Origin of the sequence: Bradyrhizobium sp. S3.12.5 (assembly GCF_040548225.1) — a bacterium.
Lineage (GTDB): Bacteria > Pseudomonadota > Alphaproteobacteria > Rhizobiales > Xanthobacteraceae > Bradyrhizobium > Bradyrhizobium cytisi.
This window is the reverse complement of record NZ_JBEPRF010000013.1, coordinates 212,499-233,916: the sequence shown is the minus strand read 5'-3', so window position 1 is coordinate 233,916 and position 21,418 is coordinate 212,499. Positions and strand designations below refer to the sequence as shown.

Below are 21,418 nucleotides of genomic sequence, written 5' to 3'. Positions count from 1 at the left end.
AGTGGAATGACGGTGATCAGGACGGTCGAGGAACTCGAAGCCATCTACGGCGCCACCAATGATGCCTCGACCGTGAAAGTCGCCGACCACGTCACGCCGCTTTATCGCATCTTCATCGAGAAGGCGCCGTTCGCCGCGCTCGCCACCATCGGGCCCGAGGGCATCGACTGCTCGCCGCGCGGTGACCTTCCGGGCTTCGTCCGCATCCACGATCCCAGGACGCTGATGCTGCCGGATCGGCGCGGCAACAACCGGGTCGATTCCCTGCGCAACATCGTGCGCGATCCCCGGGTGTCGCTGATGTTCCTGATCCCCGGCTCCGGCAACGCGGTCCGCGCCAACGGCCGCGCCCATCTCTCGATCGATCCGGACTTGCTCGTTTCGTTCAAGGTCGAGGGCAAGGCGCCGCGCAGCGTCATGGTGATGAATGTGGAAGAGATCTACTTCCAGTGCGCCCGTGCCATCGTTCGCTCCGACCTCTGGAATCCCGACAAGCGCATCGATCCGAAGACGCTGCCGACGCCCGGCCAGATCCTCGCCGAGATGAGCCAGAACAAGGTCGGCGGTGCGGAGTACGATCGCATCTGGCCGGAGCGGGCTGCGGCCACGATGTGGTGAGTGCTTTCTTCCCCTCTCCCCCTGTGGGAGAGGGTGGCTCGCCGCGATAGCGGCGAGACGGGTGAGGGGTCTCTCTCCGCGAACTCATTCCGCAGTTGGTGCGCGCCGATAGAACCCCTCATCCGGCGCTTCGCGCCACCTTCTCCCACAAGGGGAGAAGGGAAGGGCCGCAATCACCGAGTTTCAATTAAACGCCATCCCGCCACTCAGCGCGATCGTCTGCCCGGTCATGTAGGCGTTGTCGACCAGCAGCATCACGGCCTTCGCCACCTCATCCGCCGTGCCGAAGCGGCCGAGCGGGATGCGGCTGATGAGTTGCGGCTGGCCGCTCATCATGTCGGTCTCGATCAGCGACGGCGCTACCGCATTCACGGTGATGCCCTCCTTCACCAGCCGCGCCGCGTAACCGCGCGTGAGGCCCTCCATGCCGGCCTTGGAGGCGTTGTAGTGCGGGCCGATCGAGCCAGCGCCGCGCGCGGCACCCGAGGAGACGTTGACGATGCGGCCCCACTTTCGCGCGCGCATCGACGGCAGCACGGCCTGTGTGCACAGGAAGACCGATTTCAGGTTGACCAGGATGGTGCGATCGAAATCGTCCTCGGTGAGATCGTCGACGCCGCGCGTGATGGCGATGCCGGCATTGTTGACGAGAATATCGATCGGCCCGAGCCCGGCTCCGGCGCGCGCGACCATGCTGGCAACGGCCTCGCGCTGCGAGACGTCGGCGGCAACGACGATGGCACGGCCGCCATGTTGGCCGATCTCGCCTGCGAGCTGCTCGGCCTGTCCGATCTGCTCGCGGCAATTGATTGCCACGGCTGCGCCGGCCTCGGCCAGCGCGCGGCAGACGGCAGCGCCGATCCCGCGCGAGCCGCCGGTGACGAGCGCTACGCGCCTCCTCAGATCGTGCGCCATATCAGGATCTCCCCATTTTTGCGTTAGCCGAAGTTTACCACGCCGGCCGTGCGGGCGCGTTGAACTCATTGCGAGATGAATCCGCCTGTCAGTGCTTGCGGCGGGAGAAGCACCCCGGTGCGCCGCTGCCAAATATGGATAGCCATTTCATTGACCAATCGCGCCAATCGCTCGATATTCGAAGCATTGAAACTGCTCCTCGAGCTTGATGCCGCGATATGAGAACCGATCACCAGCGTAATCCTGACGACATGCACGCGTGCATGACGCGGCGCTGTTTCTCCGCGGCTACCGGCGCCTGTTGTTGTTGCTGACCTTCTCCTGGCAACGCCACACACCGCAAATCCCAAGGCAAATTTCAAGTCCGGAACGCCGAGATTTCGGCGAGCGAGCAGTCATGTCCCAAGCCCAGTTTCAAGCCCAGTTTCAGGCCCGGTCCAACGCCTACATCATCGAAATCCACGATCGCGCCGCTGGCATCATCACAAGAGATGAGCGCGGCTTCCGCTTCTTCTCCTCCGAGCGCCTGTTCGACAGTCTCGAAGGCCGTCAGTTCCGCTCGGCACGCGAGGCCGAGCGCGCCGCGCGTGCCGTGTTCTCGGAGCGGAGCCGGCGCGCGAGCTAGATCAACTCCGGCGGTGGGCCCTGGTGCGTGCCGCCTTCTTTGCGGCCGTGGAGCGGACCTTGGCGCCCTTGGTGTGGCTCGCCTTCCGTGCAGCGGCCGAGCGTGACGCAGCGGTTCGCCGGCTCGCGGCGCGCTTGCCCTGCTTCGACAGCGCACTCCGCGATGCGGTCGAGCGCGGCTCCTTCTTCAGGACGCCTTCGACGGCCCGCGAGACGCGCGGACGGCGCTTCGGGGTGCGTTTGCCCTGACCGGCCTCATAGGCGTATTTGGCGCTGCGGCGCGTCGCCTTCTTGACGCGTCCTTTGCGCGGCGGCGGCAGATCGACGCCGGCGCGGCGCGCCTCGGACAGGCCGATGGCGATGGCCTGGCGCGCCGAGCGGGCGCCATGCTTGCCTTTCCTGATCTTGTCGATCTCGTCCTTGACGAATTCACCGGCCTGCGTGCTGGCGGATTTGCCGGCGCGCTTGTCCCGCTTGGCTTTACGAATGACTTCCTGTCTTGGCATGGGTCGAGTTCCCTCTTGCAATCGCAAAGGTGTCCAACCGCAACGCGCAACGCGGAAGATTGATCCTATCAGCCCCTCAATGCCGCGAGCAATTCATCGGGCCGCTCGGCCATGATCATGTGGCCCGCGCCCGGCACCACGATTGTTTTCGCATGCGGGATTGCGGCGGCGAGCGCCTTGCCCGCCTTCGCCGGCGTCATCATGTCCCGCTCGCCGAGGATGAGGGTAGTAGGCACCTTCACGCTCGCTGCCGCAGCAAGCGCATTCGCGTAGGCATTGCAAGCCGACAAATCCTTGAACAGCACGCCCGGCTCGCAAGCTTGAAGCACCGCCTGCGCGCCGCCATGCATCCACAGGCCGGGCGCGAGACTGCCGCCGAGCTCGGCGTTGAAGCCGAGGCCCCAGATCGAGACCATGTCGAGCGCGTCCTGCTCGTTGGCTTCGGCGGCCTTGAGCAGATCCGGGCCGACCGTCATGGTCGCGGCCGTGCCGATCAGGCTCAGCGCCGAGACCTTGTCGGGGTGACGCGCGGCGGTCTCCAGCGAGATCAACGATCCCATGGAATGGCCGATCAGGTGCGCCTTCGCTGCGCCCGCCGCATCGAGCAACGCCGCCGTCCAGTCGGCCATGTCAGCGATACTTGTGAGTGACGGCCCGGCCGAGCGGCCGTGGCCGGGCAAGTCCGGAGCGAGAACGCCAAACCCGTGATGGGCGAACCAGCGCGTGTGCAGCGCCCAGGTCGAATGATCGAAGCCGGCGCCGTGGATGAAGGCGACCGTGGGCAGCGCCTTGTCGAATTCGCGGCCGCCGGTTGCGGCAAACACCTCGGCGCCGTTGACGGAGAGCTTCATCGTGTCAAACCTTCTGCGAGATGCGCAGCGCCTGCGCGAGATCGTCGATGATGTCGCTGGCGGCCTCAATGCCGACCGACAGCCGCACCAGCTCCTCGCCGATGCCGGCAGCCCTAAGCTGCTCGGCGTCCATCTGCTGATGCGTGGTCGAGGCCGGGTGGATCACCAGCGTCTTGGCGTCGCCGACATTGGCGAGATGGCTGATCATGCGCAGCTGTTCGATGAACTTGCGGCCCGCAGGCCGGCCGCCCTTGATGCCGAAGGAGACGATCGAGCCCGCCCCGCGCGGCAGCAGCGTCTTCGCGAGCTGGTAGTCGGGATGGTCCTCCAGCGAGGGATGCAGCACCCAGTCCACGGCCTTGTTGGACTTCAGCGCCTCCAGCACGAGATGCGTGTTCTGGATGTGGCGATCCATGCGCACGCCCAGCGTCTCGACGCCTTGTAAAAGCTGGAACGCGTTAGTCGGCGACAGGCAGGCGCCGAAATCGCGCAAGCCTTCGGTGCGCGCCCGCATGATGAAGGCCGCCGTGCCGAACTGCTCGTCGAAAACGATGCCGTGATAGCCGCCATAGGGCTCGGTCAGCACGCCGAACTTGCCCGACGCGCGCCAGTCGAAGCGGCCGCCATCGACGATGGCGCCGCCGATGGCGATGCCGTGGCCGCCGATCCATTTGGTCGCCGACTGCATCACGATGTCGGCGCCGAGCTCGATCGGCCGGCTGAGATAGGGCGTCGCGAAGGTGTTGTCGATCAGCAGCGGAATCTTTGCCTCATGCGCAATCGCGGCGACCTTCGGGATGTCCAGCACCTCAAGTCCGGGATTGCCGATGGTCTCGCCGATCACGAGCTTCGTGTTCGGCTTGATCGCCGTGCGGAACGCGTCATGATCGCGCGGCTTCACGAAAGTCGTGGTGATGCCGAAGCGCGGCAGCGTGTGCGCCAGCAGATTGATGGTGCCGCCATAGAGCGAGCTCGACGCCACGATGTGGTCGCCGGCATTCAGAAGCGTCGCGATGGCGAGATGCAGCGCGGCCATGCCGCTCGCGGTGCAGATCGCACCGACGCCGCCCTCCAGCGCCGCGAGCCGCTCCTCCAGCACGCCGGTGGTGGGGTTGGAGATGCGCGTATAGATGTGGCCGGCGCGCTCCAGATTGAACAGCGCCGCCGCGTGGTCGGAATCCTGGAACACGTAGGACGTGGTCTGGTAGATCGGCACTGCGCGGGCGCCGGTCGCGGGATCCGGATGCTGGCCCGCGTGCAGGCTCAGGGTCTCGAAGGCAGGCGGTTTTGGCGCGGGCATGCGTGGCCTCGTTGGTCGATCGGCGATGGCGGCCCTTGTGCCACAAAAACGCGCGCCACGTCAGCCCATTGACAGTCTCGCGCGGGCTCGCGCAGCGCTATGCACTCGCGCGGATGGCCTGCTCGATGCTCCGCGCCTCGCGCAACAAAATCTCCGCAACCTCCTGCTCGCGGCGGGGGCCGAGCCTCGTCCGAACGGCGGACACGGTCATCGCCGCCGCAGGGCGCCCGTCCGGGGTCTTGATCCAGGTCGAGATCGATGTCGTGCCCTGCACGAGACCGATCTCCCGCATGCCATATCCGCGCCGCCGCGCCGCGGTGACCTGGCCGAGCACGGTTGCGGCGTCGGTCCGATAGGCATCGAACCGCTTCTCGTTCGCTGTGACGATTTTTCGCGCATCCTGCGCCGGCAGCGCGGCGAGAATGGCGACGCCGGCGCTGGAGACGCCGAGCGGGCGGCGCGCGCCGACCTCGATCGACAGCACCTGGATCGGATAGGCGCCGATCCTGCGATCGACGCACAGCGTGTCGTTGCCGGTGCGCACCGTCAGGAACAGCGTGTCGCCGATTTCGGCGGAGGCGCGTCGCAGCGAAGGACCTGCGGCCACCAGCAGGGGCGAGGGCCGGGGGCGCGCGAGCGCCAGCTCCGGCACCTGGTTGCCGATCGCGTAGCGGCCGGTTCTGTCGTGCCGCTCGACGATGCCTTCCTCGATCAGCACGTGAACAATGCGGTGCACGGTCGGGCGTGTGAGGCCGGTGGCCTGCACGACCTCGGCCAATGGCACACCGTCTTCGCGGCCTGCGGCAAGAATACGCAGCACCGACAATGCGCGACGGATCGCTTGCGCACCCTGTCGTGGTTCCAGCGCGCTGCGCGCGGATCTTGAGGAATGGGCCTTGTCCATATTATGGACAAGAACGCCACAATTCACTCGACAGGTAAAGCGCTCATCTGGAGATTGCGCGGCGATCAAGCGCCGTGCACAACGGCGAAGCGTTCGAATTGAGTTTGGAAGCGCCGCCGGGAGGTTAACATGAAATTAATCGCGATTGCCATGGTCGTCGTCACGGCGATGCTGGCGGGGCCCGCGTCGGCCCAGCAATGGCCGGCGCGCAGCGTCAAGCTGATCGTGCCGTATCCCGCCGGCGGCAATGTCGACAGCGCCGCGCGCATCATCGCCGACAAGCTCCAGGAAAAGCTCGGCCAGCCCTTCATCATCGAGAACAAGGCCGGTGCCGGCGGCATGATCGCGGGCGAGGCCTTCGCGAAATCGGCGCCCGACGGCTACACGCTGTTCGTTGGCGCCAATGGCCCGGTGCTGTTCGCGACTGAGATCAACAAGCGCGACGCCTATCATTGGAAGAAGGACTTCCTGCCGATCTCGACCATCTCGATGACGCCGCTGGTGCTCGAGGTCCATCCGTCGGTGCAGGCCACAACCTTCAAGGAATTCATCGAGCTGGCCAAGCGCGAGCCCGGCAAGCTGACCATGGCCTCGCCCGGTCCTGGCACCACCAACCACCTGCTCAGCGAGCTGATGCAGTCGAGCCTCGAGCTGCAATGGGTCACCGCGCATTACCGCGGCAACGCGCCGGCCATCAACGATTTGCTTGGTGGCCAGGTGCAGTTCGCCTTCGACCAGCTCACGGTCAGCCTCCAGCACATCAAGGCCGGCCTGTTCCGCGCGCTGGCCGTCACCAGCCCGCATCGCCTGAAGTCGCTGCCCGACGTGCCGACCTTCGCCGAGCTCGGCTACAAGGACTTTGATGGCCAGACGTTTACGGGCCTGTTCGCGCCCGCAGGCACGCCGGCGCCGATCGTGGACAAGCTGCACGAGACGCTGGTTGCGATCCTGAAAGATCCGGGCGTAGTCGATAAGTTCGACAATCTCGGCGGCGAAGCCGTCGCGATGACGCCCGACGAGTTCAGGGCATATCTCGAGCGCGAGGACGCCAAATGGATTCCGGTCGTGCGCAAGGCCAACATCAAGGCTGACTGAGCGATGCGGATCGACCCCACCGAGCTCGGCGCGGAGCGCATCTACCGGCTGATGACCGGCATCGTGGTGCCGCGCCCGATTGCCTGGGTGACGAGCCTGTCGCGCGCCGGCGTGCTCAATCTCGCGCCGTTCAGCGCCTTCACCTTCGTCTCGCAGAAGCCGCCGATGCTCGCCATCAGCGTCGGCCGCAAGGGCGCTGATTACAAGGACACCGCGCACAACATCCTCGACACCGAGGAATATGTCATCCACATCGCCGACACGCCGCTGATGAATGCGGTGCACGACAGCTCCATCGAGCATCCGCCTGAAATCAGCGAGGTCGAGCAGCTCGGGCTGGAGACGCTTGACTGTGAGCGCATCAAGGTACGAAGGCTCGCCGCTGCGCCGGTTGCGATGGAATGCCGCTTTCGCCAGTGCCTCGAATTCGGCGAGGCGCGCAGCCGGCTGATCGTCGGTGAGGTCGTGATGTTCCACATCCGCGACGGCCTCGTCACCAACGGCAAGGTCGAGACTGCGGCACTCGATCCGATCGCCCGCATCGGCGGGCCCCGTTATGCCCGCCTCGGCGAGATCGTGACGCTGAACACCGTGTTCCAGACGCCCAAATCGAAGGACTGAACGTACGGACGCCTGGCGTACGCCGCCTGAAGACCATTGGAGAACGACGATGCGACTGCTGAGCTATCTGGTGGACGGAGAGCCGCGCTACGGCGCGGCGACTGATGGCGGCGTGGTCGATCTGACCACGCGGATCGGCCGCGATTTCTCCGACCTGAAGGCGCTGATCGCGGCCAACGCGCTGGCCGAGGCGCAAGAGGCGGTGGCCGGCCAGAAGCCCGACTATATGCTGGAGAAGATCACGCTGCTGCCGCCGGTGCTGTCGCCCGAAAAGCTCTGGTGCATCGGCGTCAATTACGCCGAACGCAATGCCGAATATAAAGACAATTCGGACCTGCCCAAATATCCGAGCCTGTTCGTGCGCAGCATGTCGTCGATGACGGGCTCCGGCCAGCCGCTGGAGAAGCCGCACGTCTCGGATCAGCTCGATTACGAAGGCGAGCTCGTCATCGTGATCGGCCAGGGCGGCCGTCATATCCAGCGCGAAAAGGCCTTCGCGCACATCTTCGGCATGACGCTGTGCAACGAAGGCACGATCCGCGACTGGCTGCGCCACGGCAAGTTCAACGTCACGCAGGGCAAGAACTTTGACCGCTCCGGCAGCATCGGCCCGTGGATCGTCACCGCGGACGAGCTCGATCCGCGAGGGCCGCATGACATCGTCACGCGCGTCAACGGTGAGGTGCGGCAGCAGGACACGACCGCGCGGCTGATGTTCCCGTTCGATGTCCTGATCTCCTATCTCTCGACCTTTGCGACCCTGAAGCCCGGCGACATGATCGTGACGGGCACGCCGACGGGCGCGGGTGCCCGCTTCGATCCGCCGCGTTGGCTGAAGATTGGCGACGTCGTCGAGGTCGAGTCCAGCCGCATCGGCGTGCTCAGAAACACCGTGGCCGCGGAGCAGTAAGTGATGCTTGATACCGTCACGATCGAGCGCCTTGCTGGGCGCCTCGATGAGGCCGAGCGCACCAAGGCGCTGATTCCAATGTTCTCAAAGGACTATCCCGGCTTCAGCATCGAGGATGCCTACGCCGTCCAGCGCGCCTGGACAAAACTTCAGCTCGGTCGCGGCCGCGTCATCAAGGGCCACAAGATCGGCCTGACCTCGAAGGCGATGCAGAACGCGGTCGGCATCTCCGAGCCCGATTACGGCGTGCTGTTTGCCGACATGTTCTATGCTGATGCCACGCCGATTCCGTTCGATCGCTTTCACGCGCCACGGATCGAGGTCGAGCTCGCCTTCGTGCTGAAGGCGCCGCTGCGCGGTCCGGATTGCACCATCTTCGACGTGCTCAACGCTACCGATTACGTCACGCCCGCGCTCGAAATCCTGGAGACGCGCATGCATCGCGTCGATCCCGAGACCGGCAAGGCGCGCAAGGTCGTCGACACCATCTCGGACAACGCCGCCAATGCCGCGCTGGTGCTCGGCGGCCGGCCGTTCCGCCCGCTAGACGCGGATTTGCGCTGGATCGGCGCACTCTTGTTCCGCAACGGCGAGGTCGAGGAGACCGGCCTTGCCGCCGGCGTGCTCAACCATCCCGCCAACGGCATCGCCTGGCTCGCCAATCGCCTGGCACCGCATGACGAGCATCTCGCCGCCGGCGAGGTGGTGCTGGCGGGATCGTTCACGCGTCCGGTCGATATCCGCCGCGGTGATACCTTTCATGCCGACTATGGCGCCTTCGGCTCCGTGTCGTGCCAGTTCGTCTGAACCAATAAAAAAGGAGGAAGCGCACATGACAGGCCCAACGCGGCGCAAGAGCATCCATATCGGCGGCTTCAAGCACGCCAATCCGATCCCGAACGCCTGCCGCATCGGCAATCTTGTGATGTCGGGCGTCATCCTCGGTCGCGACGGGGCTGGCACGATGCCGGAGAGCCTGGACGCCCAATGCGCCAACATGTTCGCGCATATGAAGGCGACCGTGGAGGCTGCGGGCGGCACGACGGACGACATCATCAAGATGACGGTGTGGTTGAAGGACCGCACGCAGCGCGGCCCGGTCAATGTCGAATGGCTGAAAATGTTTCCGGACGAGCATTCGCGCCCGGCGCGTCACGCGCTGCCGATGGACAACATGGACGGCGGCGCACTGGTGCAATGCGATTTCACCGCCGTGATCGACTGAGGGAGTTTTTGCACATGCCGACCTATCTGCCGTTCGATCCGAACCCGCGCCGTCCGGTCAAGGCGCCGCCGCCGAAAACCGTCGACAGCCAGTTTCACGTGCTCGGCCCCGTCGACAAATATCCGGAACGTCCGGGCGCGGCCTATCGGATGCCCACGGCCACCTGGGAAGCGGCATTGCGCATGCACAAGACGCTCGGTATCGAGCGCGGCATCATCGTGCAGACAACGACCTACGGCGCCGATCATTCCGTCGTGCTCGACGGTCTCGCCGCGATGGGCCCGAACTATCGCGGCTGTGCCAATGCCTTGGTGTTTGCTGAAGCGAACGATGCTTATCTTGCCAAACTGCACGACGCCGGCGTGCGCGGCGCGCGCTTCAGTTTTCGACAGGAGCTGGGTGCCGTGCTGTCCGATGCCGATTTCGCCCGGGCGATTGCACGAATCCGCGAGCTCGGTTGGTACGTCAAGATCCAGCCGGAAAAGGACGGCATCGTCTCCAGCGTCGCCAAATACGAAAATCTCGACGTGCCCGTGTTGATCGACCATATGGCGCGCCCCGACCCCTCGCGCGGCAAGGACGATCCGAACCTGCGCAAGATGCTGGAGCTGCTCAAGAAGGGCAATTTCTGGGTCATGCTCTCGCTCGGCGAGAAGACCTCGCAAGCGGGCCCGCCCTATGACGATGTCATTCCGATCGCGCGCAGCTATATCGAGGCCGCGATCGACCGCTGCGTCTGGGCCAGCGACTGGCCGCATCCGGTCTCGGTGAAGCAGCCGCCGAACGACGCCGATCTGCTCGAATTGATGTTCCGTTACGCGCCCGACCAGGCGGAGCTGGAGAAGATCCTGGTGCACAATCCGGCGAAGCTGTTCGGATATACGGATTAGAGCGCTCGAGGCCTGCCACCAATGCATTCCTCTCCCTCTCCCGCCTGCGGGAGAGGGGCGGGGTGAGGGCTCTCTCCTCTTGGAGATTGTCCCATCGCGGATACACCCTCTCCCCAGCCCTCCCCCGCGAGCGGGGGAGGGAGCGCACCTTCATCGTCGCAACAATCGGGCCTGATCACAGCACCGGCTGCTTAGCCAGCCGATCCCGCACCTCGGCTGCGATCTCGAACGAGCGCAGCCGGGCGGCGTGATCGTAGATCTGGCCCGTGGTCATCAGCTCGTCGGCTGCGGTGTCGGCAATCAGCGCCTTCAGCTTCTCTTCGACGACCGCGGGCGAGCCGACTGCGGAGCAGGCCAGCGATTGCGCGACGCCTGCCTTCTCGGCCGGCGACCACAGCGCGTCCATGTCGTCGACCGGCGGCGGCAGCTGGCCGGGCGTGCCGCGGCGCAAATTGATGAACTGCTGCTGCAGCGAGGTCAACATGCGCTGTGCCTCGCCGTCGCTGTCGGCGGCGAACACATTGACGCCGACCATCGCATAGGGCTTGTCGAGCTGCGCCGATGGCTCGAACCGCGCGCGGTATTCGCGCAGCGCCGGCATCATCATCTGCGGCGCGAAGTGCGAGGCGAATGCGAAGGGCAGCCCCAGCATGGCCGCGAGCTGCGCGCCGAACATGCTCGAGCCGAGGATCCAGAGCGGCACTTTCGTCCCCATGCCGGGCACGGCACGGATCGCCTGGTTCGGCTGCAAATCGCCGAGCAGGGCTTGCAGCTCCAGCACGTCATGCGGAAAATTCTCGGCAGCCGTCGCCAGATCGCGCCGCATAGCCCGCGCCGTGAGCTGGTCGGTGCCCGGCGCGCGGCCGAGCCCGAGATCGATCCGCCCGGGATAGAGCGACTCCAGCGTGCCGAACTGCTCGGCGATCACCAGCGGCGAATGGTTCGGCAGCATGACGCCGCCCGAGCCGACGCGGATCGTCCTGGTCCCGCCCGCGACATGCCCGATCACCACGGATGTCGCAGCACTCGCAATGCCCGTCATGTTGTGGTGCTCGGCCAGCCAGAAGCGCTTGAAGCCCCAGGCTTCCGCATGCTGGGCGAGATCAAGCGAGTTGCGAAACGCCTGCGCGGCGTCAGCGCCCTGCCTGATAGGCGCGAGGTCGAGGACTGAGAAGGGGATCATGTGGGGGGGACCGGAATGAAGGATCTGCGCATCTGGAACATCACATGTAGTGTCAGCGCGTAGGATGGGTAGAGCACTTGCGAAACCCATCGTGCTTCGTCATCGCGCAAAGCTCGATGGGTTTCGCTCCCGCTCTACCCATCCTACGAAGCTGCTCGAGCGGCCTGCACTCCCGTTCACAACCCTGTTATTGCGACCCATGGCGCCCTTCGTCTCAACTGGGCCTTTCGCGCCTGTTGTTGTACCCTCCGCGGGTCCACCGCACCGTCGCAGGAGGAATCGACATGACCATCGTCGTACTCAGCCGCCGCAATCTCCTCGCCGCCGGCGGCACCGTCCTCGCAACCGGAGTTTTGACAGTCGGGGCTTCCAGACTCCTGCTGCCGGCCCGTGCGGAGGGCCTCGCGCCGACTGAGTCGATGACGGGCGGGGCGAACAACTACCGCAAGGGCGCGGCGGTCGTGGAGCGGATCGGCAAGGGCGGCTTCTGGATGAGTGGCACCGTCCGCCGCGCCGGCGACGGGGCGCCGCTTGCCGGGCAGCGCATCCAGATCTGGGCGCACACGGTCGAAGGCCAGGAGCACGAGCCGCAGAGCCACGGCGCCACGCTCACCGACAAGGATGGCGCGTTCCGGCTCGAGATGCCGCAGATCATTCCGATCTTCGGCCAGCCGCACGGCCACCTCGCCTATGACAGCGGTGAGTTCAAAACCGTCTTTCTGCGGCCGATCATGCGGAGCGCGAAGGAAACCAGCCTCGAGGCGCACTTCGTGCTTCAGCCGGCTTGACCGCGTTGCAAGTGAAGGCGTGGAGATCGGCCCGGGTGCCCTTGATCTGGGCCGCCCTTGCTTTGGCCATCGGCGTGCCGATCGCGCTCGCTGCGGCAAGCGAGCAGCTCGCATGGCGCGGTCCTGTCTACATCCTCGCTGGATTCGCAGGCATCGTCGCCCTCGGTCTCGTGCTGGTTCAGCCTTTGCTGATCGGCGGATATTTGCCGGGCCTGTCGGCCTATCGCGGGCGGCGTGCACACCATTGGATCGGCGGCGCGCTGGCCTTCGCGGTGGTGATCCATGTCGCCGGCCTCTGGATCACCAGTCCGCCTGATATGATCGACGCCCTGACCTTCGCGTCGCCGACGCCGTTCTCCCCCTTTGGCGTGATCGCGATGTGGGCCATCTTCGCTGTCGCGCTTCTGGCGCTGCTACGCCGGCGGCTGGGCCTGCGACTGCGAACCTGGCGCATCGTCCATCTTCCGCTCGCGATCGTCATCGTCGCCAGCGGCGTGGTCCATTGCCTGCTAATCGAGGGGACGATGGAGACAATCTCGAAAGCGACGCTCTGTGCATTTGTCCTCGCTGCAACCGCCAAGGCGATGATTGATCTCCGGCGAAAGCGGGCGTTGCGCGGCGAGAGCATTGCGAGGTAGTGAACCGGGCAGAATTGATTGCGATTTGCGGGTTGGCGCGATGACTGAAAGTTCTCCCGATCTGAAAGCATTCCTGCTCGCGACGCCGTTCTTCGGCGGTCTCACGGACCCAAGTCTCGACCTCCTGCTATCGATGCTGGTCGAACGCAGCTTCGACGTCGGCGCGACCGTCGTGGCGGAAAGCGAGCCGGGACGCTCGATGTTCATCGTCAAATCCGGTCGTCTCGCGGTGAGCAAACGGGCGAATTCGGGGGACGCCATCCCGATTTCCACCCTTAGGCCCGGCGATTTCTTCGGAGAGATGACGCTGATCGAAATGCAGAACCGCTCCGCCACGGTGGTCGCGGAGGCTCCGACCGTGCTGTACGAGCTGACCGCGCAAAAGCTCTACGCCTGCTACAAGGCCGATATCCACGCCTATGTGATCGTCCTGCAGAACATCAATCGCGAGCTGTGCCGGCGCCTGCGCCGTTCCGACGATCGCCTCACTAGGCATCGAATGGATGAAGAGGGAAACTCTGCGAATTGAATGGTGCGTCCCGGCGATGCCGCGAGTTCGTAGCCCGTAGCCCGTAGGATGGGTAGAGCACTTGCGAAACCCATCATGTTTCGTCACCGGGGAGGGAAGGCCTTGATGGGTTTCGCTTCCGCTCTACCCATCCTACGAGCTACAGCAACGCCAATGAGTGCAGCGAATTTCTATGAAGCCCGAAGGCAACCAAGCCGGAGAGAAGCAGCGCAGTCCCAGTTACGATCAGGCAAAACGCAAACACTATTGAAGCCTTTGGTTCGTCACGAATGACAAGGACGATAATAGATAAAATTTTACCGACAATCGAAAGGAAGAATTAACCTTACTTGCGCCGATCTAACCCGTCGGGCAAAACACCCGGCTCCCACCAAAATCCCGTCAACCCTCCTTCATAAAAATATTCCACTTTACCGAAATTCGGATTTGCGGCACACTCCCACCATCCTGACCCCTGGAGAGGGGCGATCGTACGTCGTCACGAACGTGGGTTGGGGGGCGGTGGACGCGGCAGCGCCGGCGCGGATGTAGGAGCAGGGCGGGGAGAGGATTGAGCCGAACCCCGTGAGCTCTCTGCAAGCCGTGTCGAACGAACGGCGCCTGTATCCCGCGAAGCCCTTGGGCGAAGCGGGATCGCTGCGTACGGCTAAATCGTGTGGTCCTGGCTGTCGTCGCTACAGCCAAGCTTTCGCGGAGGTGTGGAGCGCCCAACCGGGTCAACCACATCGTCAATTCGCTGAAAGCGAGGGAGGCCAGAAGGAACTCGGCTCCCGGGAGAGCGCGGCATACGCCGTCAACCCATCGCGCAGGGAAGGCCGAGTGTTCGGCGTCACCTGTATGCTGCTGTGCGGTCTCCTTGCGCTACACTTTCGCGCAGCGGACCGCGGGTGCCCGTCGGCACCCGGTCTTCCCTGCGCCCTCTTCACGGAGGAGGGCGACGGAAAACAGCAAAACTCGGGCGTTTCGTGCCGCGAGAATGCTGATTCATGCGTACTTCGAGAGATGAAATGGTGCTGCCAGACAGGATTGAACTGTCGACCTCTCCATTACCAATGGAGTGCTCTACCACTGAGCTACGGCAGCATGTGCTGGGATAAGAATCGGCCGCCCGAGGGGCCTACCAAGCGGGCCGATATCTGCCACAGGCCTCCCCGCTGTGCAAGCTTGCAGGACCCGCCAAAGCGAGAAAATCGGGGCGATATCGGGGGTATCACGGCTGCTTTGGCCCGAAACGACCGACTTTCCGTCGATTTTGGTTCCTACTCCCCCGGCCAACTGGCCAGTTGGCCGGTGCGGCGGATTCGACCCATTTTGAGTTTCCACGATCGGGACCGCACGGCCCTCTTGAGCTGCCGCATTCTCCGGGCATGTTATCGCCAACCGCTGTATGGACCCGTGATGGCTGACGAGAACGACAGAAGCGCGAGACAGGCGAAGGGATCGCGGGACGACCGCCTGAAATCGGCGCTGCGAGAGAATCTGAAGCGGCGGAAGCTGCAGGCGCGCGAACGCGCCGCAAGCGCCGACCCCTCGCAAGTCGACGATGGTTCCCTAGATGAGGGGACCGTCGGCAAGACTGGACCAATAGACAGGACCGGCCGCTAAAATCGAGCGGCCAGAATTTTTGGAGTGCATGCAGTGACCATGGGGCAGGACAACTCACACCAAACCGAACGCGATGCGATGATGTCGCGCTTCACCCGCCCCGAGCAGACATTTCCCGCGCTGACATCCGCCGAAATCGAGCGCATGAGACATTTCGGCGAGCTCTGCACCTACACAGACGGCGAGCTGCTGTTCGAGACCGGCAAGCCGGGGCCGGGCATGTTCGTCGTGCTGAAGGGCCATGTCGCCATCACCCAGCGCGACGGGCTCGGCAATATCACCCCGTTAATCGACCAGGGACCGGGGCAATTTCTGGCCGAGCTCAGCCAGCTCTCGGGCCGTCCGGCGCTGGTCGATGGTCGCGCCAAAGGCGATGTCGAGACGCTGCTGTTGCCGCCGGAGCGGCTGCGCGCGTTGCTGGTTGCCGAGGCCGAGCTTGGCGAGCGCATCATGCGCGCGCTGATCCTGCGCCGGGTCAATCTGCTGCAGGCCGGCGTCGGCGGCCTTGTGCTGATCGGTCCGTCGCATTCGGCCGGCGTGGTCCGCTTGCAGGGCTTTCTCACCCGCAACGGCCAGCCGCATCATTTGCTCGATCCCGAGCGTGACCGGGATGCCGCCGAGCTGATCGCGCGCTATTCGCCGAAACCTGAGGATTGGCCGCTGGTGGTCACGTCCGACGGCGCGGTGTTGCGCAATCCCGGCGAGACCGAGCTTGCGCGCGCCATCGGCATGATCGGCGGCCCGCGCAACGACCGCATCTACGATGTCGCGATCGTCGGCTGCGGACCGGCCGGGCTCGCGACCGCCGTGTATGCGGCCTCCGAAGGCCTCTCGGTTGCCGTGCTCGACACCCGCGCTTTCGGCGGCCAGGCCGGCGCCAGCGCGCGCATCGAAAACTATCTGGGTTTCCCGACCGGCATTTCCGGTCTGGCGCTGACGGCGCGCGCCTTCAACCAGGCGCAAAAGTTCGGCGCCGACATCATGATCCCCGTGACGGTGAAGTCGCTCGACTGCACACGCAAGGACGGTGCGTTTTCCGTCGCGCTCGACGGCAGCGATCCCCTGCGCTCGCGCTCGATCGTGGTCGCGAGCGGCGCGCGCTATCGCCGGCCTGACATCGAGAACCTCGACAAGTTCGAGGGCCGCGGCGTCTGGTACTGGGCCTCCCCGGTCGAGGCGAAGCTGTGCGCCGGCGAGGAAGTGGCGCTGGTCGGCGCCGGCAATTCGGCGGGGCAGGCGGCCGTGTTCCTGTCGGGACACGCCAGACGCGTGCTGATGATTATCCGCGGCGGCGGCCTGGGCGCCAGCATGTCGCGCTATCTCATTGAGCGCATCGAGGCGACGCCGAACATCGAGCTTCTCTTCAACACCGAGATCACCGCGCTCGAAGGCGACGAGGCCACGCTGCTGCGGCGGATCCGCTGGAAGAGCCGGCTGTCCGATGACGAGGATTCCGCCGACATCAAGAATCTCTTCTTGTTCGTCGGCGCCGATCCCGCCACCGGCTGGCTCGATGGCTGCGGCGTGACGCTCGATCGCGGCGGCTTCGTCGTGACAGGCGCGCAGTCCGAGCTGAACCAGGGCAAGCTGGTGGCGCCGCTGGAGACCTCCGTGCCCGGCGTCTACGCCGTCGGCGACGTCCGCTCCGGCTCGGTCAAGCGCGTCGGTGGCGCCATCGGTGAAGGCGCGCAGGTCGTGGCCTCCCTGCACGGCTATCTCGGCGACGCCGCAAAACCGGCGCTTTAAAGCACGATCCGGAAAAGTGTGAAGCGGTTTTCCGAAAAGATCGTGCTCAAACGATAAGTCAAGGACAAGACAAGCGAATGGCAAGCCGATTGTGACTTGCCATCCAGCCGTGTCCCACGGACTATCGCCTCGTCGCGACCAATCGCGCGTGGAAGAAAAGATTCACAAGGGAGGACTAAATGGCCGAACTCGTCGTGCTCTACAAGACGCCCAAAGACGTTGCCGCCTTCGACAAGCATTATGCCGAGACCCACATTCCGCTCGCCAAGAAATTGCCCGGCCTGAAGAAATACGCCGTCAGTACGGGCGCTGTCGGCTCGCCGGCCGGACCTTCAGGCGTCCACCTCGTTGCCATTCTCTCCTTCGACAGCGTGGGCGACATCCAGAAGGCCTTCGGCAGCGAAGCGGGCAAGGCTGCCGCCGGCGACGTGCCGAAATTCGCCAGCGGCGGCGCCGACCTCTTGATTTTCGACACCAAAGAAGTGTGATCGCGACGATCGATTCAACTTTCGTCGAAAGCTGCCATCGTTTGTGACAGCGCTGCAAAAAAATCAGCCATGCGTTTGTCGATTCGCACGATGACGCATGGCTGCGCCCGCATATGTGACGTCAGCGCAGGTGGCAATCCGATGAGGAGCGTAATAACAATACTCTGATCTCAATGCAGAGAGTAGGAGAGATGCCATGGTTCTCGGGATGAGCCTGCAAGCCTTCACACTGGTCCATGTCATCATCAGCCTGATCGCCATCGCCGCCGGCCTGATCGTGATGTTCGGCTTGCTCGGCTCGAAGCCGATGCCCGGCCTCACCGCGATCTTCCTCCTCTTCACCATCCTGACCAATGCGACGGGCTTCCTGTTTCCGTTCAAGGAGCTGCTGCCCTCGTACATCATCGCTGGCATCTCGCTGGTGCTGCTCGCGATCGCCTGCATCGCGCTGTACGGCATGAAGCTCGCGGGCGCGTGGCGCCCTGTCTATATCGTGACCGCGATGATCTCGCTCTATTTCAACGTCTTCGTGCTGGTGATCCAGTCGTTCCTGAAGGTGCCGGCGCTGGCCGCGCTCGCGCCGGCCGTGCCGCCCGCGCCGCCGTCGGGCCCTGTGTTCGCCGTGGTGCAGGGCATCGTGCTGGTGTTCTTCGTGCTGGTGACCATCGGCGCCTGGCGCCGCTACAAGCCGATGGCGTTCGCCTGATCGTTTCTGACTAAAGGAGTCCCCCCCAATGCCCATCATCACCACCAAAGACGGCGTCGAGATCTTTTACAAGGATTGGGGTTCGGGCCAGCCGATCGTGTTCAGCCATGGCTGGCCGCTGTCGTCCGACGACTGGGACGCGCAGATGATGTTCTTCGTCACCCGCGGCTATCGCGTCGTCGCCCATGATCGCCGCGGCCACGGCCGCTCGGCGCAGGTCGCCGACGGTCACGACATGGATCACTATGCCGACGACCTCGCGGCGGTGAGCGCGCATCTCGACCTCAAGAACGCCATCCATGTCGGCCATTCCACCGGCGGCGGCGAGGTCGTGCACTACATCGCGCGCCATGGTGAGAGCCGGGTGGCGAAGGCCGCAATCCTCTCCGCGGTGCCGCCGCTGATGGTGAAGACCGAGGCCAATCCCGGCGGTCTGCCGAAGAGCGTGTTCGACGGCTTTCAGACGGCGCTCGCGGCCGGCCGCTCGGCGTTCTACCGCGACGTCGCCGCTGGCCCGTTCTACGGTTACAACCGTCCCGGCGCAAAACCGTCGGAAGCGGTGATCCAGAACTGGTGGCGCCAGGGCATGATGGGCGGCGCCAAGGCGCATTACGACGGCATCGTCGCGTTCTCGCAAACCGACTTCACCGAGGATTTAAAGAAGATCAACGTGCCGGTGCTGGTGATGCACGGCGACGACGACCAGATCGTGCCTTACGCCGATTCCGCGCCGCTGTCGGCCAAGCTGCTCAAGAACGGCACGCTGAAGACCTACAACGGCTTTCCGCACGGCATGCCGACCACGCACGCCGAAACCATCAACGCGGATCTGCTGGCGTTCTTCAAGGGCTGAGCGGATCGCTCACGCCAGGATCGCCCTGATCGCGTCGAAGGTCCGCTTGACGAAGGCCTCCGGCTTGTCGCGCGTGCCTTCGCTGAGCCAGCTCTCGCCGCCGACGCGCATCGCGCCGGTGGCGATCATGGCGACGAGGCGGGCGTTCAGCCGGTCCGACTTGTGCCCCGAGCGTTGCGCAAGTCCGTCCGCGAGCGCGCGCTCGAGCTTTTCGTATTTGAGCTGGTCGCGGGCCTGAAGCGCGGGATTGTCGCGCTTGAGCCGCGACATCGCCGCTGCCTCGGTCGGGTCGATCCGCTTGACCGCGGCTGCGATCGCGTTTTCCGCCGCCGTGAGCATGGACTCATCCGCAGGCCGCGCGAGGATCCCGGCGACCAGCGCGGCGGCCGCATCCTCCTGCCAGGCGGCGACGACGTCCTCCTTCGACGCGAAATAATGGAAGAAGCTCCGGCGCGAGACGTCGGCAGCGGCAGCGATGTCATCGATGGTCGTGGCCTCGAAGCCGCGCTGCAGGAACAAGCCCATTGCCGCGCGCTTCAGCCGCTCGCGGGTTTCCTGCTGCTTGCGCTGGCGCAGGCCGGGGCTGGCAGCGGATTTTGCTCGTGCCGGCAATGGCTTGGCGGCTTTGCTGGCCGATGTCGCGGCGGGCTTCGAAGCCTTCAAATCATTTCACCTCTTGCAAACTTGCACTCAGTGCACATTTAGACCCGTCGCTGGCCTCATTCCAGCCCTGAACGGAGATATGGCATGACCGACTGGACCACGGCAGACATCCCCTCGCTCAGCGGCAAGACCGCCGTCGTCACCGGGGCCACCGGCGGCCTTGGCTACGAGACGGCGCTGGCACTGGCGGGCGCCGGAGCCATCGTCATACTCACCGGGCGCAACGACGCAAAGGGTCTGCGGGCGATCGAGGGCATTTGCGCCCGGTTTCCCAACGCCCTGATTGCCTATGAACATCTCGACCTCGCAAGCCTTGCCTCCGTGGCCGATTTCACCCGGCGCTTTGCCGCCAGCAACGAGCAGCTCGATCTCCTCGTCAACAATGCCGGCGTGATGGCGCTGCCGAAGCGGCGGCAGACCGAGGATGGTTTCGAGCTGCAGCTCGGCACCAATTATCTCGGCCACTACGCCCTGACCGCCCGCCTGTTGCCACAGCTTCGCCGTGCGAAAGCTGCGCGCGTTGTTAATCTCTCCAGCCTCGCGCATCGCTCCGGCGCGATCAATTTCGACGATCTGCAGAGCCAGCGGTCCTATCGTCCCTGGCGTGCGTACTGCCAGTCCAAGCTCGCGATGCTGATGTTCTCGCTCGAATTGCAACGGCGTAGCGATGCGGCGGGCTGGGGCTTGCGAAGCGTTGCTGCGCATCCCGGCTACGCGCGCACCGATCTCATTCCGAACGGACCTGGCACCAACACCCTGCAATGGCGAGTTGGTCGGTTGCTCCAGCCGTTGATCAGCCAGTCCGCTGCGGAAGGCGCGCTGCCCACGCTATTTGCGGCGACGTCGGCGGCCGCTGAGCCCGCTGGCTATTACGGCCCGAACTGGTTCTACGAATTGAAGGGGCCGCCCGTGCCGGCGCGGATCATGCCGCAGGCGAAGGATTTCGCTTCGGCGACCATGCTGTGGGATGTCTCGGCGACGCTGACCGGTGTATCCTTCGACGAGATCGCGGCCGCCGCATGAGCCGTGACTCCGGTGGGGACGTCCCGATGCATGTCATCATTTTCGGCGCGACCGGCATGGTCGGGCAGGGTGTGTTGCGCGAGTGCCTGGTCGATGCCGGCGTCGAGCGCGTGCTGGTGGTCGGGCGCAACCCGACCGGCGTGCGCAACGGCAAGCTGACCGAGATCATCCACGACGATTTCACCGATTATTCGGCGATCGAGGCGCAGCTCTCAGGCTTCGACGCCTGCTTCTTCTGTCTCGGCGTCTCCTCGATCGGCATGAGTGAAGAGCGCTACCGCCATCTCACCTACGACATCACGCTCGCCGCGGCGACGACGCTGGCGCGGCTCAATCCGCAGATGACCTTCACCTATGTCACCGGCGCCGGCACAGATTCCACCGAGCAGGGCTCGCGGATGTGGGCGCGCGTCAAGGGCAAGACCGAGAACGATCTGCTCAAGCTGCCGTTCAAGGCCGCCTATATGTTCCGGCCAGGCGCGATCCAGCCTCTGCACGGGATCCGCTCGAAGACGCCCTGGGTGCAAGCGGTCTATGATGTGACCTGGCCGCTGTGGTCGGTGCTGCGCCGGATCTCGCCTGGGCTCGTCACCTCGACCGAGCAGATGGGCCGCGCCATGATCCATGTCGCCCGGGTCGGCTATCCCAAGAAGCTGCTGGAGATGAAGGATATCAATAGCCTCTAGTCCGCGTGATCGCTAGCTTGCGCGGAAATTTCGGCAGCCCGGCGCGTTGAG

The 21,418-nt window shown here is 64.7% G+C and carries 25 protein-coding genes and 1 tRNA gene; 18 read left to right on the top strand and 8 right to left on the bottom strand.

The features are described 5' to 3' along the window. Window positions 1-6: 6 nt before the first annotated feature. On the top strand, window positions 7-618 hold the full coding sequence (locus tag ABIC09_RS21170; RefSeq protein ID WP_148749873.1) for a pyridoxamine 5'-phosphate oxidase family protein: 612 nt from the start codon (window positions 7-9) through the stop codon (window positions 616-618). 183 nt (window positions 619-801) lie between these two features. Here the strand turns inward: ABIC09_RS21170 and ABIC09_RS21165 are convergent, their stop codons facing one another. After that, on the bottom strand, window positions 802-1,533 hold the full coding sequence (locus tag ABIC09_RS21165; protein WP_354110427.1) for an SDR family NAD(P)-dependent oxidoreductase: 732 nt from the start codon (window positions 1,531-1,533) through the stop codon (window positions 802-804). 397 nt (window positions 1,534-1,930) lie between these two features. On the opposite strand from ABIC09_RS21165, the gene ABIC09_RS21160 reads away from it, so the two are divergent. Beyond that, a complete protein-coding gene (locus tag ABIC09_RS21160; protein WP_148749875.1) occupies window positions 1,931-2,158 on the top strand; it encodes a hypothetical protein in 228 nt (75 codons plus the stop codon). Window position 2,159: 1 nt separating this feature from the next. On the opposite strand, the gene ABIC09_RS21155 is transcribed toward ABIC09_RS21160, so the two are convergent. The 4 genes from ABIC09_RS21155 to ABIC09_RS21140 all read right to left on the bottom strand — a co-directional run bounded on the left by ABIC09_RS21155 (window position 2,160) and on the right by ABIC09_RS21140 (window position 5,718). Further along, the gene (locus tag ABIC09_RS21155) at window positions 2,160-2,663 is read right to left on the bottom strand and encodes a DUF6496 domain-containing protein (RefSeq protein ID WP_354085697.1); all 504 of its coding nucleotides are present in this window, start codon (window positions 2,661-2,663) and stop codon (window positions 2,160-2,162) included. Between the two features lie 68 nt (window positions 2,664-2,731). After that, on the bottom strand, window positions 2,732-3,514 hold the full coding sequence (locus ABIC09_RS21150; protein WP_354110426.1) for an alpha/beta fold hydrolase: 783 nt from the start codon (window positions 3,512-3,514) through the stop codon (window positions 2,732-2,734). Between the two features lie 4 nt (window positions 3,515-3,518). Next, window positions 3,519-4,814 (bottom strand): O-acetylhomoserine aminocarboxypropyltransferase, encoded by a 1,296-nt coding sequence (locus ABIC09_RS21145; protein ID WP_354110425.1) that lies wholly within the window; start codon window positions 4,812-4,814, stop codon window positions 3,519-3,521. 97 nt (window positions 4,815-4,911) lie between these two features. Further along, window positions 4,912-5,718, bottom strand: a complete 807-nt coding sequence (locus tag ABIC09_RS21140; RefSeq protein ID WP_354110424.1) for an IclR family transcriptional regulator — start codon at window positions 5,716-5,718, stop codon at window positions 4,912-4,914. A gap of 129 nt (window positions 5,719-5,847) precedes the next feature. On the opposite strand from ABIC09_RS21140, the gene ABIC09_RS21135 reads away from it, so the two are divergent. The 6 genes from ABIC09_RS21135 to ABIC09_RS21110 are packed head-to-tail and all read left to right on the top strand — an operon-like array spanning window position 5,848 to window position 10,459. Next, window positions 5,848-6,813: a Bug family tripartite tricarboxylate transporter substrate binding protein gene (locus ABIC09_RS21135; RefSeq protein ID WP_354110423.1), complete on the top strand. Its 966-nt coding sequence runs from the start codon at window positions 5,848-5,850 to the stop codon at window positions 6,811-6,813. Window positions 6,814-6,816: 3 nt separating this feature from the next. Then, on the top strand, window positions 6,817-7,434 hold the full coding sequence (locus ABIC09_RS21130; protein WP_354032544.1) for a flavin reductase family protein: 618 nt from the start codon (window positions 6,817-6,819) through the stop codon (window positions 7,432-7,434). Window positions 7,435-7,483: 49 nt separating this feature from the next. Beyond that, the gene (locus ABIC09_RS21125) at window positions 7,484-8,344 is read left to right on the top strand and encodes a fumarylacetoacetate hydrolase family protein (protein ID WP_354110422.1); all 861 of its coding nucleotides are present in this window, start codon (window positions 7,484-7,486) and stop codon (window positions 8,342-8,344) included. Between the two features lie 3 nt (window positions 8,345-8,347). After that, window positions 8,348-9,151 carry a 2-oxo-hept-4-ene-1,7-dioate hydratase gene (hpaH, locus tag ABIC09_RS21120; RefSeq protein ID WP_354085691.1) on the top strand — a complete coding sequence of 268 codons (804 nt, stop codon included), beginning with the start codon at window positions 8,348-8,350 and terminating at the stop codon, window positions 9,149-9,151. Between the two features lie 25 nt (window positions 9,152-9,176). Beyond that, window positions 9,177-9,569, top strand: coding sequence for a RidA family protein (locus ABIC09_RS21115; protein WP_148749884.1), 393 nt, complete (start codon window positions 9,177-9,179; stop codon window positions 9,567-9,569). 14 nt (window positions 9,570-9,583) lie between these two features. Continuing rightward, the gene (locus ABIC09_RS21110) at window positions 9,584-10,459 is read left to right on the top strand and encodes an amidohydrolase family protein (RefSeq protein ID WP_148749885.1); all 876 of its coding nucleotides are present in this window, start codon (window positions 9,584-9,586) and stop codon (window positions 10,457-10,459) included. A gap of 175 nt (window positions 10,460-10,634) precedes the next feature. Here ABIC09_RS21110 and ABIC09_RS21105 read toward each other — a convergent pair whose 3' ends face one another. Further along, on the bottom strand, window positions 10,635-11,642 hold the full coding sequence (locus tag ABIC09_RS21105) for an LLM class flavin-dependent oxidoreductase (RefSeq protein WP_354110421.1): 1,008 nt from the start codon (window positions 11,640-11,642) through the stop codon (window positions 10,635-10,637). 284 nt (window positions 11,643-11,926) lie between these two features. Between ABIC09_RS21105 and ABIC09_RS21100 the strand changes: the two genes are divergently transcribed. The 3 genes from ABIC09_RS21100 to ABIC09_RS21090 are packed head-to-tail and all read left to right on the top strand — an operon-like array spanning window position 11,927 to window position 13,597. Continuing rightward, the gene (locus tag ABIC09_RS21100) at window positions 11,927-12,430 is read left to right on the top strand and encodes a peptidase associated/transthyretin-like domain-containing protein (protein WP_148749887.1); all 504 of its coding nucleotides are present in this window, start codon (window positions 11,927-11,929) and stop codon (window positions 12,428-12,430) included. A 35-nt stretch (window positions 12,431-12,465) separates the two neighbouring features. Beyond that, window positions 12,466-13,068: a ferric reductase-like transmembrane domain-containing protein gene (locus ABIC09_RS21095; RefSeq protein WP_502916395.1), complete on the top strand. Its 603-nt coding sequence runs from the start codon at window positions 12,466-12,468 to the stop codon at window positions 13,066-13,068. Window positions 13,069-13,108: 40 nt separating this feature from the next. Further along, a complete protein-coding gene (locus tag ABIC09_RS21090; RefSeq protein ID WP_354110454.1) occupies window positions 13,109-13,597 on the top strand; it encodes a cyclic nucleotide-binding domain-containing protein in 489 nt (162 codons plus the stop codon). Between the two features lie 1,008 nt (window positions 13,598-14,605). On the opposite strand, the gene ABIC09_RS21085 is transcribed toward ABIC09_RS21090, so the two are convergent. Next, window positions 14,606-14,680: transfer RNA gene (locus tag ABIC09_RS21085), tRNA-Thr, on the bottom strand. Between the two features lie 315 nt (window positions 14,681-14,995). On the opposite strand from ABIC09_RS21085, the gene ABIC09_RS21080 reads away from it, so the two are divergent. The 5 genes from ABIC09_RS21080 (at window position 14,996) to ABIC09_RS21060 (ending at window position 18,995) form a co-directional block, all read left to right on the top strand. After that, the gene (locus ABIC09_RS21080; protein WP_354085685.1) at window positions 14,996-15,202 is read left to right on the top strand and encodes a hypothetical protein; all 207 of its coding nucleotides are present in this window, start codon (window positions 14,996-14,998) and stop codon (window positions 15,200-15,202) included. Between the two features lie 39 nt (window positions 15,203-15,241). Then, a complete protein-coding gene (locus tag ABIC09_RS21075) occupies window positions 15,242-16,948 on the top strand; it encodes an FAD-dependent oxidoreductase (RefSeq protein ID WP_354110453.1) in 1,707 nt (568 codons plus the stop codon). A gap of 179 nt (window positions 16,949-17,127) precedes the next feature. After that, complete coding sequence (locus tag ABIC09_RS21070; protein WP_148749892.1) at window positions 17,128-17,436, top strand: EthD family reductase; 309 nt, start codon at window positions 17,128-17,130, stop codon at window positions 17,434-17,436. Window positions 17,437-17,632: 196 nt separating this feature from the next. Then, window positions 17,633-18,142: a hypothetical protein gene (locus tag ABIC09_RS21065; RefSeq protein WP_148749893.1), complete on the top strand. Its 510-nt coding sequence runs from the start codon at window positions 17,633-17,635 to the stop codon at window positions 18,140-18,142. A gap of 28 nt (window positions 18,143-18,170) precedes the next feature. Further along, a complete protein-coding gene (locus tag ABIC09_RS21060) occupies window positions 18,171-18,995 on the top strand; it encodes an alpha/beta fold hydrolase (protein ID WP_354085684.1) in 825 nt (274 codons plus the stop codon). Window positions 18,996-19,004: 9 nt separating this feature from the next. On the opposite strand, the gene ABIC09_RS21055 is transcribed toward ABIC09_RS21060, so the two are convergent. Next, the gene (locus tag ABIC09_RS21055; RefSeq protein ID WP_354110420.1) at window positions 19,005-19,658 is read right to left on the bottom strand and encodes a TetR/AcrR family transcriptional regulator; all 654 of its coding nucleotides are present in this window, start codon (window positions 19,656-19,658) and stop codon (window positions 19,005-19,007) included. Between the two features lie 84 nt (window positions 19,659-19,742). Here ABIC09_RS21055 and ABIC09_RS21050 point away from each other — a divergent pair, with 84 nt between their 5' ends. Together ABIC09_RS21050 and ABIC09_RS21045 are read left to right on the top strand one after the other, a co-directional pair. Continuing rightward, window positions 19,743-20,681: an SDR family oxidoreductase gene (locus ABIC09_RS21050; protein WP_354110419.1), complete on the top strand. Its 939-nt coding sequence runs from the start codon at window positions 19,743-19,745 to the stop codon at window positions 20,679-20,681. Between the two features lie 26 nt (window positions 20,682-20,707). Then, window positions 20,708-21,367, top strand: coding sequence for an NAD(P)H-binding protein (locus ABIC09_RS21045; protein ID WP_354110418.1), 660 nt, complete (start codon window positions 20,708-20,710; stop codon window positions 21,365-21,367). Window positions 21,368-21,418 lie beyond the last annotated feature (51 nt).

Excerpts from the sequence above, each read along its gene's own strand:
- ABIC09_RS21100 (WP_148749887.1), top strand. The coding sequence starts at position 11,927 with ATGACCATCGTCGTACTCAGCCGCCGCAATCTCCTCGCCGCCGGCGGC.
- ABIC09_RS21110 (WP_148749885.1), top strand. The coding sequence starts at position 9,584 with ATGCCGACCTATCTGCCGTTCGATCCGAACCCGCGCCGTCCGGTCAAG.
- ABIC09_RS21090 (WP_354110454.1), top strand. The coding sequence starts at position 13,109 with ATGACTGAAAGTTCTCCCGATCTGAAAGCATTCCTGCTCGCGACGCCG.
- ABIC09_RS21165 (WP_354110427.1), bottom strand. The coding sequence starts at position 1,533 with ATGGCGCACGATCTGAGGAGGCGCGTAGCGCTCGTCACCGGCGGCTCG.
- ABIC09_RS21155 (WP_354085697.1), bottom strand. The coding sequence starts at position 2,663 with ATGCCAAGACAGGAAGTCATTCGTAAAGCCAAGCGGGACAAGCGCGCC.
- ABIC09_RS21170 (WP_148749873.1), top strand. The coding sequence starts at position 7 with ATGACGGTGATCAGGACGGTCGAGGAACTCGAAGCCATCTACGGCGCC.
- ABIC09_RS21065 (WP_148749893.1), top strand. The coding sequence starts at position 17,633 with ATGGTTCTCGGGATGAGCCTGCAAGCCTTCACACTGGTCCATGTCATC.
- ABIC09_RS21135 (WP_354110423.1), top strand. The coding sequence starts at position 5,848 with ATGAAATTAATCGCGATTGCCATGGTCGTCGTCACGGCGATGCTGGCG.
- hpaH (WP_354085691.1), top strand. The coding sequence starts at position 8,348 with ATGCTTGATACCGTCACGATCGAGCGCCTTGCTGGGCGCCTCGATGAG.
- ABIC09_RS21060 (WP_354085684.1), top strand. The coding sequence starts at position 18,171 with ATGCCCATCATCACCACCAAAGACGGCGTCGAGATCTTTTACAAGGAT.
- ABIC09_RS21130 (WP_354032544.1), top strand. The coding sequence starts at position 6,817 with ATGCGGATCGACCCCACCGAGCTCGGCGCGGAGCGCATCTACCGGCTG.
- ABIC09_RS21145 (WP_354110425.1), bottom strand. The coding sequence starts at position 4,814 with ATGCCCGCGCCAAAACCGCCTGCCTTCGAGACCCTGAGCCTGCACGCG.
- ABIC09_RS21075 (WP_354110453.1), top strand. The coding sequence starts at position 15,242 with ATGGGGCAGGACAACTCACACCAAACCGAACGCGATGCGATGATGTCG.
- ABIC09_RS21050 (WP_354110419.1), top strand. The coding sequence starts at position 19,743 with ATGACCGACTGGACCACGGCAGACATCCCCTCGCTCAGCGGCAAGACC.
- ABIC09_RS21070 (WP_148749892.1), top strand. The coding sequence starts at position 17,128 with ATGGCCGAACTCGTCGTGCTCTACAAGACGCCCAAAGACGTTGCCGCC.
- ABIC09_RS21105 (WP_354110421.1), bottom strand. The coding sequence starts at position 11,642 with ATGATCCCCTTCTCAGTCCTCGACCTCGCGCCTATCAGGCAGGGCGCT.
- ABIC09_RS21045 (WP_354110418.1), top strand. The coding sequence starts at position 20,708 with ATGCATGTCATCATTTTCGGCGCGACCGGCATGGTCGGGCAGGGTGTG.
- ABIC09_RS21150 (WP_354110426.1), bottom strand. The coding sequence starts at position 3,514 with ATGAAGCTCTCCGTCAACGGCGCCGAGGTGTTTGCCGCAACCGGCGGC.
- ABIC09_RS21115 (WP_148749884.1), top strand. The coding sequence starts at position 9,177 with ATGACAGGCCCAACGCGGCGCAAGAGCATCCATATCGGCGGCTTCAAG.
- ABIC09_RS21140 (WP_354110424.1), bottom strand. The coding sequence starts at position 5,718 with ATGGACAAGGCCCATTCCTCAAGATCCGCGCGCAGCGCGCTGGAACCA.
- ABIC09_RS21080 (WP_354085685.1), top strand. The coding sequence starts at position 14,996 with ATGGCTGACGAGAACGACAGAAGCGCGAGACAGGCGAAGGGATCGCGG.
- ABIC09_RS21160 (WP_148749875.1), top strand. The coding sequence starts at position 1,931 with ATGTCCCAAGCCCAGTTTCAAGCCCAGTTTCAGGCCCGGTCCAACGCC.
- ABIC09_RS21125 (WP_354110422.1), top strand. The coding sequence starts at position 7,484 with ATGCGACTGCTGAGCTATCTGGTGGACGGAGAGCCGCGCTACGGCGCG.